Origin of the sequence: Spiroplasma sp. hyd1 (genome assembly GCF_016082235.1) — a bacterium.
Taxonomy (GTDB): Bacteria; Bacillota_I; Bacilli_A; order Mycoplasmatales; family Mycoplasmataceae; genus Spiroplasma; species Spiroplasma poulsonii.
Window position 1 is genome coordinate 1 of the sequence record NZ_JXYY01000045.1, and the last position, 9,820, is coordinate 9,820.

Sequence of the window (9,820 nt, forward strand, 5' to 3'; positions counted from 1 at the left end):
TTTTAACAAGTAATGCAAGAAGTCTATTGTTCCACTTGATCAACAATATTCTGTTCAATATTGTTCTAAACCAAATTTATATCAAAAGTTTTCCTTTTCTTCATGATCGGTGTTTTTTGAAATTAAATCCGTTATTTTATAATGATCTTTTATACTATCTGAATCTTTTATAACTAAATACATGTTTTATCCTCCATTTCCAATATAACTTATTAGTTTTTAAATAAATTATTTTTAAAATAATTGCTTTTTTAGGTTGCAAAAAAAGTTATTTTAAGGTTAAATTAAATCAGAAAATTAAAGAAACTTAATTTTGTAGACATTTAACTAAATAATATAAGGAATTTTTCAAAAAACTATGGTTTTTTTGGGAATGGTTGGTACCTAAAACTTTATTCTAAGTTTTTTTAAATATTTATTGCTTTTTTAAAAGAATTATGGTATTCTTATCGGTATAAGGGAAAGAAATTAAGAAAGATATAAATAAAGACAGTGGGTTAGAAAGCAGTTAAAGTATTATTAAAATGATTTAATAGTAAATTAACGTTCCTTTCCTCTTATGTATTACAATTTTTTAATTGTAATAATTACTTTTGCTTTCATATGTCCTACTTAAACAGAAAGGAAATAAAAAAAATGAAGAAACTTCTAGCTATTTTAGGAGCATTAGGATTAACAGCAACCGGAGCAACGACAGTAGTCGCATGTAACAAAGGAGATAACAGTAAAGATACTTTAGGAGGATTAAAAGCATCAGATTTTGAAAAAGCTTTATTAGGAGTTGCAGATGGCACTGCATTAAATACTAAAGTAATTGGAATTGTTGCTGGTAAAGTAACAGATGAAGCTAAAAATAAAGAAATTACTAATAATCTTAAATTATTTGGATACACTTTTGTAGTAACAACAAAAGATGTTATTTTTCCATTAGAAAAAGATAAAAAATTTACTTTAACAATTGAAAAAGCATCTGATGATAAAATTAAAACATTTTACAAAGCTGGAGAAAGTAAAGGCATTTCTGATGCAGATTTAACATTAGTTAAAAAAATCCAAGGATATGTTTCAGGAACTAAGTTTTCAAGTGAAATTACAATTAAAGATCAAGGAGCAGCAGCAGTTGATGTTTCAGGAGCAACAAAACCAACAGTTGCAGAACAAACAATTACTGTAAAAGATAAAACTGATGTTAAAGCAGCAAACTTAAGTAAACTTAACACTGATGCAGCGATTACAGGTCCTGTTGCTACAGTAATTAAAGCAGTAGCAGGAGTTGACCAAACTGTTGTCTTAGGAACAGATTATACAATCACAAATAATGAAGCAGAAGGTGATTACACAAACGCAAAAGCTGTTGAATTTACAGTAACTACTAAAGGGAATAAAATCTCAGGATCATTTAAATTTACGGTACAAGTTAAAGCGATTAATACATAATAAGTTTTAAACATCTTTGAATTAAACCAAAAAAACATAAAAAAACACTAATTAATTAGTGTTTTTTTATGTTTTTTAACTCAAAAAAGCTTTTCACTCTTAGAGCATTTACTAATACCAATCTAACAAAACAAGAAAAAGAAAAGGATAACGCCGCACTGAAGTTAACAAAAGGTAAAGGAGATTATAAACCAAATGTTGCATTAAAACCTTCCAATTGATTGGTGAAACAGGTATTGAAAATAGAGGAAAGATTTTTTTTCAAACTTATTGGTTTTTAAAAAAATATGATATTCTTAATTTAGTATAAGAGAAAGAAACTAAGAAAAATATAAGATAAAGTCAGTAGGATAGAAAACAGTTAAAGTATTATTAAAATATGTAATAGTAAATTAACGTTTCTTTCCTCTTATGTATTGTAATTTTTAATTGTAATAATTACTTTTGTTTTGTATAACGTACTGGACCAGAAAGGAAAAAGAAATGAAAAAACTTTTAGCAATTGTCGGAGCATTTGGATTAATAGCAACCGGAGCAACGACAGTAGTCGCATGTAACAAAGGACCTAAAATGAAAGATACTTTAGGAGGGTTAAAAGCATCAGATTTTGCGGAAGTCTTGTTAGGAATTGTTGAAGGTAAATTAAATTATGATGTAATTAGGATTGTTGCTAATACAGTAAAAGATAACAAGAAAAATAAAGAAATTGATGATAATGTGCCATTATTTAGAAATGCTTTTGTTGTTACTTACAAGTTAGCAGAAGGAGTTAGTTTTCCGTTAGCAAAAGATAACAAAATTACTTTAACAATTAAAAAAGCAACTGATGATCAAATTAAAGATTGTTACAAAAAAGATACAAACAAGGAGATGTCGGTTGAGGCCTTGACAATAGCTAAAAAAATCCAAGGATATGTTTCAGGGACTGAATTTTCAAGTGAAATTACAGTTAAAGAAGAAGGAACAGCAACAGTTGATATTTCAGGGGTAAGCTAAAGGTTCACCTGAACTTATTGTCGCAACAATTACTGATGTTAAACAATCTGAATTAGATGTTATTAATGCTGTATATTTATAGTGACTGCTGAAGGAAATAAAATTTTGGGATCATTTACTTTTAATGTTAATGTTAAAGGTAAAACAGCTTAGTTAATAAACAACTTTTAATTAAACCAAATATAAAAAAACACTAATTAATTAGTGTTTTTTTATGCTTTTGGTTAAAAAATCTTTACAATCCGAGAATATCCACTAAAATTAATATAACAAGATGAAAAAAAGAAAAGGAGTATCAATATGTTAAAAAAAATTGGAATTCTAACATCTGGAGGCGATTCGCAAGGGATGAATGCTGCAATTGCGGGAGTAATTAAAACAGCACACGCAAAAGGCTTAGAAACTTATATTATTCGGGATGGTTATTTAGGCTTGGTCAATAATTGAATTGAACTTGTCGATAATAATTTTGCGGATAGTATTATGCGATTAGGTGGTACTGTTATTGGGAGCGCACGGTTACCAGAGTTTAAAGAACCAGCAGTACGGGAAAAAGCTGTTGCTAATTTAAAACAACAAGGAATTGAAGCATTAGTTGTTATTGGTGGGGATGGTAGTTATCAAGGTGCACAACGTTTAACAGAAATGGGTATTAATTGTGTTGCTTTACCAGGTACGATTGATAATGACATTACTTCGTCAGATTACACGATTGGGTTTGATACAGCAATTAATATTGTTGTTGAAGCAATTGATCGTTTACGTGACACAATGCAATCACATAATCGTTGTGCAATTGTTGAAGTAATGGGTCATGCTTGTGGTGATATTGCCTTATATGCTGGAATTGCTGGGGGTGCTGATTTAATCTCAATTAATGAAGCAGCTTTAACAGCTGATGAAATTGCTAATCGTGTTGTGGCACTACACAAAGCTCAAAAACGTAGTGTTGTTGTTGTTGTTAGTGAGATGATTTATCCTGACGTTCATGAATTAGCAAAATTAGTGGAACAGAAAAGTGGTTATGTAACACGTGCCACAGTCTTAGGACATACTCAACGGGGGGGAATTCCAACCGCAATGGAACGTTATCGTGCTTTTCAAATGGCTCAATTTGCTGTTGAACAAATTATTGCTGGACGTGGTGGTTTAGCAATTGGAAATCAAGGTGATCAAATTGTGGCACGACCAATTATGGAAGCATTAAGTATCCCGCGTTCTTCACGCAAAAAAATCTGAGCACAATTTGATGAATTAAATCAGAATATTTATCAAAAATCATAATTTTGCGATAAAATAAGGTGGTAAGATATTTTTTAGAAGGAGATTGTCAAAAGAATGGATAACTTTAATATTAATGAGAAAATGAAACGAACAAAGATTATTACAACAATCGGACCAAGTACGCATTCAGCGGGGGCGATTGAAGAATTGTTCAAAGTGGGAATGAATACGATTCGGTTAAACTTTTCACATGGAGATCATGAAGAACAAGGGGCACGAATTGTTTGAGCAAAAGAAGTTAGTGCAAAAATTGGAAAACCAATTTCAGTTTTATTAGATACGAAAGGACCAGAAATTCGTGTTGGAATAATGAAAGATGGAAAACAAGAAATTCTTGCTGGAGCAACTGTCACGATTTATTCATTACCAAATGAATATCAAACCCGTGAGGGAACGGGAACTGAAATGACAGTTTCTTATGATATGTCCCAAGATTTAAAAGTTGGGGATGTGGTGTTAGTTGATGATGGGAAATTACAATTAAATGTTATTGCAATTAAACCAGGCTTAATTGAAACAAAAGCATTTAATCATCACATTGTTAAAACAAATAAAAGAATTAATTTACCAGGGGTTGATTTTACCTTACCGTTTTTAGCCGAAAAAGATATTAATGATATTAAATTTGGAGTGGAACAAGGAATTGATTATATTGCTGCTTCATTTGTTAATACAGCAGCAAATATCAAAGAAATTCGAAAACTATTAAAAGAATGTAATGCGGAGCACATTCAAATTATTGCAAAGATTGAATCACAAATTGGAATTAATAATATTGATGAAATTATTGCTGCTGCAGACGGAATTATGGTGGCACGGGGAGACTTAGGATTAGAGATTCCTTATTATGATGTTCCATATTGAGAAAAAATCATTATTCGTAAATGTCGTGAAGCAGGAAAAATTGTAATTGTAGCAACACAAATGTTAGAAACAATGACAGAAAACCCTTCGCCAACAAGAGCGGAAGTAACTGATGTTTACTTTGCAACAGAATTAGGGTCTGATGCAACGATGTTATCAGGAGAATCAGCAAATGGTGACTATCCCTTTATTACTGTTGGCACAATGGCTTTAATTAATAAACGTGCTGAACATGAGTTTTATTCAAAATTATACTATGATAAACAATTAGAAGATGCGACCCGTTCAACATTTGGACCACGAGCTGAAATTTCTAAAAAATTAGCAAATAAAGCTAAAGATGGTAAATATGAATATGCAGTGGTTGTTTCAAATACGGGCGAACTATTGAAAACAATTTCAAAATTCCGTCCCAATGTTATAATTTTAGGAGTTACTCCAATTCCAGCGTTATATACCGCTTTTGGAGCATGACATTCAATTTTTATGAACAAAGTTGATAATTATGATGAGTTTAAAACTAATGATCAAGCAATTTGCGAAGTTGCAAAAAAATGAGGAGCAAAAGTTGGTTCAACAATCTTATTTGCTCGTAATGAAGAAATTAAAGAAATTACAATTAAATAAAGTAAACAAGTTGACCATAGTTTAACGACACTTCTTTTCCCAGCAAGTTAAGGATGATGGAAGCTTAACAAAAGAATAGTTAAATTACTAGCAACAATAATGTTTACGTTTAAGCACTTTTCGTTATTAAGTGTGAAAGATAAATTAGGTTTAAACCTAATTTAATTAGGATGGTACCGCGAAAAACTCGCTCCTAGTGTTATTAAGGAATAATATTGGGAGAGAGTTTTTCTTTTAGAAAGGAAGATACAAAATGATTAAAATTACTTTACCTGATGGTCAGGTGCGTGAATTAGCAGAACCACAAACAATTCAAGCAATTGCAACTAGTATTGCACCAAGTTTGGGGAAAGCAGCCTTAGGAGGAGTCTTTGCTAACAAAGTTTGTCATTTAGATTATTTGATAACAACCGATGGCAAATTAGAAATTATTACGGATAAATCACCGTTAGCATTATCAATGATTAATTATACCGCAGGGTTAATAACTGCAAAAGCAATTACTAATTTATATCCAACGGTTCGTATTGCACAAATTGCTTACCAAGATGATACTTTTTTCGTTGATATTGATGTTGAACCACATCTAAAAGAAACTGATATTAGTGCTATTGAAGCAGAAATAACAAAATTAATTAATAATAATATTACAATTAATTCTGTTTGTGGGTCAGGAACAGATGCAAAAAAATGATATCAAAATAATGAATACTTCTTAGCAACAATGAGTGACCAAGCGGTTGCTGAACAATGTGCTTACTTTGTGGCTGAACAATTATATTTACCAAATAATTATCCCGTTGTTCCGCCTAAAAATATTAAAGTTTTTAAATTATGAGCCTTAGCTGGAGCATATTGAAAAGATGATGCTAAAAATAAAATGTTGCAACGAATTACTGGTGGTGCTCATTTTTCTCGTGAACTATTTGAGCAATTAATGCTTACTTATCAAGAACGAAAAGAGCGTGATCATCGTAAAATTGGCAAAGACCTTGAAATTTTTACTTTTGATCAGTTAGTTGGACCAGGGTTACCAATTTGATTACCAAATGGTATGGCTTTAAAAAAAGTGTTACAAGAATATATTCGGGAAAAAGAATGAGAATATGATTTTATTGAAGTTGATACTCCTGTTATTGGGACAAGTGAAATGTATAAAATTTCTGGGCACTGAGATCATTATCAGGAAAATATGTTTGCGCCAATGGCACAAGATAATGAAATTAGTGTTTTACGACCAATGGCTTGTCCCCATCATATTGCTGTTTATAATTATAAACAACGTAGTTATCGTGATTTGCCCCTTCGAATTGCCGAACATGCCATTTTACACCGTTATGAAACATCGGGGAGTTTAACAGGACTAGAACGGGTGCGAATGATGCAATTAACTGATTCACATATTTTTCTTCGTCATGACCAGTTAAAAGAAGAATTTAAACGTTGTTTTAAGTTAATTAGTGAAGTTTTAACAACTTTAAATATTAGTGTTGATTATTATTCGTTATCATTACGAGACCCAGCTAATAAGGAAAAATATTATGATGATGATCAAATGTGAAATCATGCTGAGCAAATGTTACAAGAAGCTTTAGATGATTTAAAAATCCCATATGTTCGAATGGTTGGTGAAGCGGCTTTTTATGGTCCAAAATTAGATGTTCAAATTAAAACAGCTTTAAACCATAAAATTACTGTTTCAACATTGCAATTTGATTTTTTACTACCCCAAAAATTTAAGTTAAGTTATATTGACTCAAATGGGGAAAAAGCAATGCCAGTAATGTTACATCGTGGTTTAATTGGTACTTATGAACGTTTCATTGCAATTTTATTAGAACAATCAAAAGGGGTCTTGCCATTTTGACTAGCACCAAAACAAATTGTTTTAATGCCTGTTAATAATCAACATCATTTAGCATACGCTGAAGAACTACACCAACAATTTAAAAAACTAAAATTACGAACAAGTATTGATGATCGCGATGAACGGTTAAGTTATAAAATTCGTGAAGCACAAGTAGCAAAAATCCCATATCAAATTGTTATTGGTGATCAAGAACGTGATCAAAAATTAATTACATATCGGATTTATGGTCAAGAAGAACAAACAACTGTTAGTTTTGATAAATTTATTGTTTTGATTAATGACCAACTTATTAATAAAAAGTAAGAAAAAAATTTTTTGGAACGGATTGAACTTTCCGTTTTTTTGTTATAACAAAAACTGTGATAAACTAAAAGTAGAAAAGCTTGGAATTAGCAACTATTTACTCTTTATAATCTGTAAATTGCAAATGCCAACCGATAAAAAGTTAACTATTAATTTAGTTAACTTTTTTAAGTTAATTATAGGAGCTTGGAATTATGCAAACAAAGCAATATTTGATTTTGCGGTCGTTAGTGAAAAGGTATGGTAAAGATAATGTTATTAATACTGTCAATAAGATTGCAAANGATATTGAAATTAAAAAGTNAAAGAATAAATTATTCCGCGTAATTTATTAGCGGATAATTTATTCAATAATGTTTTTTAAGTGGAGCAAAGCGACAACGAGCGGAGCGAGTTTGCAAATTTCAATTTTTTAATTTATTGAAAGGAGATATATTATGCCAGTTTGATTAACGACAATTTTTAGTGTTGTTATTATATTAGGTATTTTTGCNTGAATTGGTTTATCAATTTATCAAAAAATTCGCCAAATTCGAGGAAAGAAAAAAGATAAAAAAGAAATTGAAAATAAGGAGGATAAGAAATAATGTTAGGTATGTATTTAACAACAGCAATTAATTTTTTAGCAGTTGGTGATAAACCTACTATTTCAGATGGAATGGGTTCTATTTGAAGTGGTTTAGGNCAAGCAATGATGAAAGTTAAAGAAGCAATTTATGCTGTATTACCACAATTAATGACCTTTTTAGGTGATGCTTGAATTATTTTAATTCCATTTGGAATTTTTGTTATTATTAAGATTTTGAATTTCTTTAGAATTATGATTAAAGGATTTTAATATTTATTATAATTGATCATATATCTTAGCTGTGGCACACTAGTTTTTATATGTNATTTTATTAAATAATTTTATTGTTTATTTTTACACTATACAATCATTTAAAATAATAAAATTTAGAGAAAGGAAACCAAAATAATGGATGCAAAACCAATTATTATGTTGGCTTGTTCCGCCGGGATGAGTACATCAATTTTGGTCCAACGAATGGAGGAAGCAGCGAAAAAGCTAGATTGTGAGATAACTGTTTTAGCAATTTCAACCATTGAGGCAATTCATCGTTGGCAAGAAGCTAGCATTTTATTATTAGGACCATAAGTTCGTTATGAATTAGATCGTTTTAACAAAACAATTAAAGATTAAATTCCGGTTTTTGTAATTGATCAAATGGATTATGGGATGGGTGATGGTGACAAAGTCTTATCTTTTGCGTTACAAAAATTAAATTTATAATTTGAGAAAGGAGATGATTTAATTATGGGAGAATCAGTGAGGACAAAACCAAATAAATTTACAGCATGATTAAATAACAAATTTATTCCAACGGTTGGAAAAATTGGAAATCAAACCCACTTATCAATTATTCGAGATAGTTTTGCTTTAATTACCTCGTTATTAATTGCGGGGGCGTTAGCTGTGTTTATTAATCAAATTATCTTAGGTTCAAGTGTTATTTCATTATCTTATTGAATTGCGTATTGAAGTAAAATGCATAATGGTTTTGATGGTGATAACATTGTTTTTTTGCCTAATGCTGTGAAGGCCCTTGAAGCGTTAAAATCTGTTAATGGGGTAATTTGAAATGCTTCCTTAATGGTGATGACGTTATATATTGTTTTTCTAATTGGTTATTTATTAGGAAAACGTCGTGGTCAAGACCCAGCAATTATGGCTGGAATTGTTTCTTTTGCTACTTTTATTGTCGCGGAAGCAGGGATTGGTGGTTGAGAATTTGCCCATAAATTTATGGGAGCAGAAAGGTTGTTTTCTGGCATTATTATTGCCTTTTTAAGTGCGGAATTATTTATTTTTCTACAACGCAATAATCGGTTAGCAATTAGGATGTCAAAAAATGTTCCCCCCGCCGTTGGTCATGCTTTTGCAAAATTATTACCAATGATTATTACAACTTTTTTATTTGGGATCGTATCACAGTTATTAATTTGAGCACCAATTGAATATACGGTGATTGATCAATTTAATGCACAATTTACTAAACAAGCTGATTTTGCAGGAATTTTTCGAAATACGGAAGGGGAAATGTTTCAACTATTAAATGGAACTTTAGAATCGTTAACTGATGCTCAAATTGCATTAGTGAAAAAGATTGAATATTTAACAATGACTGCTGATTCAATGTGAGGACAATTTGGACCATTGAAGGACATTGCAACAAATTCAGAATATAGTGCTTTTAATTTAAATTTTAAAGCATTAACATTAGTTACTTTAATTTATAAATTTTTTACATATCCTTTTATGAACGCTGCGTCTAATCCCAATGTGGGACTAGGATTTGCCTTATTATATATTTTATTTGTATCATTCTTTTGGTTCTTTGGTTTACATGGGACAAACATTATGAATGGAATTTTTGCCCT

Annotated in this window: 9 protein-coding genes; 8 read left to right on the forward strand and 1 reads right to left on the reverse strand. The window is 30.6% G+C overall.

What is annotated here, in order from left to right; translation table 4 throughout:
• Positions 1-183: hypothetical protein (locus tag TS70_RS04950; RefSeq protein WP_198049581.1), on the reverse strand; the 183-nt coding region annotated here is incomplete at its 3' end.
• Positions 184-636: 453 nt separating this feature from the next.
• On the opposite strand from TS70_RS04950, the gene TS70_RS04955 reads away from it, so the two are divergent.
• The 8 genes from TS70_RS04955 to TS70_RS04995 all read left to right on the forward strand — a co-directional run.
• Positions 637-1,437 (forward strand): spiralin lipoprotein, encoded by an 801-nt coding sequence (locus tag TS70_RS04955; protein WP_198049582.1) that lies wholly within the window; start codon positions 637-639, stop codon positions 1,435-1,437.
• A gap of 483 nt (positions 1,438-1,920) precedes the next feature.
• Positions 1,921-2,433, forward strand: coding sequence for a lipoprotein (locus tag TS70_RS04960; protein WP_198049583.1), 513 nt, complete (start codon positions 1,921-1,923; stop codon positions 2,431-2,433).
• A 300-nt stretch (positions 2,434-2,733) separates the two neighbouring features.
• Positions 2,734-3,717, forward strand: coding sequence for a 6-phosphofructokinase (gene pfkA / locus TS70_RS04965; protein ID WP_198049584.1), 984 nt, complete (start codon positions 2,734-2,736; stop codon positions 3,715-3,717).
• Between the two features lie 54 nt (positions 3,718-3,771).
• Entirely contained in the window at positions 3,772-5,208 is a 1,437-nt protein-coding gene (gene pyk / locus TS70_RS04970; protein ID WP_198049585.1) for a pyruvate kinase, read from the forward strand.
• Positions 5,209-5,461: 253 nt separating this feature from the next.
• Entirely contained in the window at positions 5,462-7,381 is a 1,920-nt protein-coding gene (gene thrS, locus TS70_RS04975) for a threonine--tRNA ligase (protein ID WP_198049586.1), read from the forward strand.
• Positions 7,382-7,818: 437 nt separating this feature from the next.
• On the forward strand, positions 7,819-7,968 hold the full coding sequence (locus TS70_RS08650) for a hypothetical protein (RefSeq protein ID WP_004027793.1): 150 nt from the start codon (positions 7,819-7,821) through the stop codon (positions 7,966-7,968).
• Between the two features lie 389 nt (positions 7,969-8,357).
• Positions 8,358-8,537, forward strand: coding sequence for a hypothetical protein (locus TS70_RS04990; protein WP_197708991.1), 180 nt, complete (start codon positions 8,358-8,360; stop codon positions 8,535-8,537).
• Between the two features lie 159 nt (positions 8,538-8,696).
• Positions 8,697-9,820, forward strand: a 1,124-nt coding sequence (locus tag TS70_RS04995) for a PTS transporter subunit EIIC (protein ID WP_198049587.1), incomplete at its 3' end; no start/stop codon positions are given.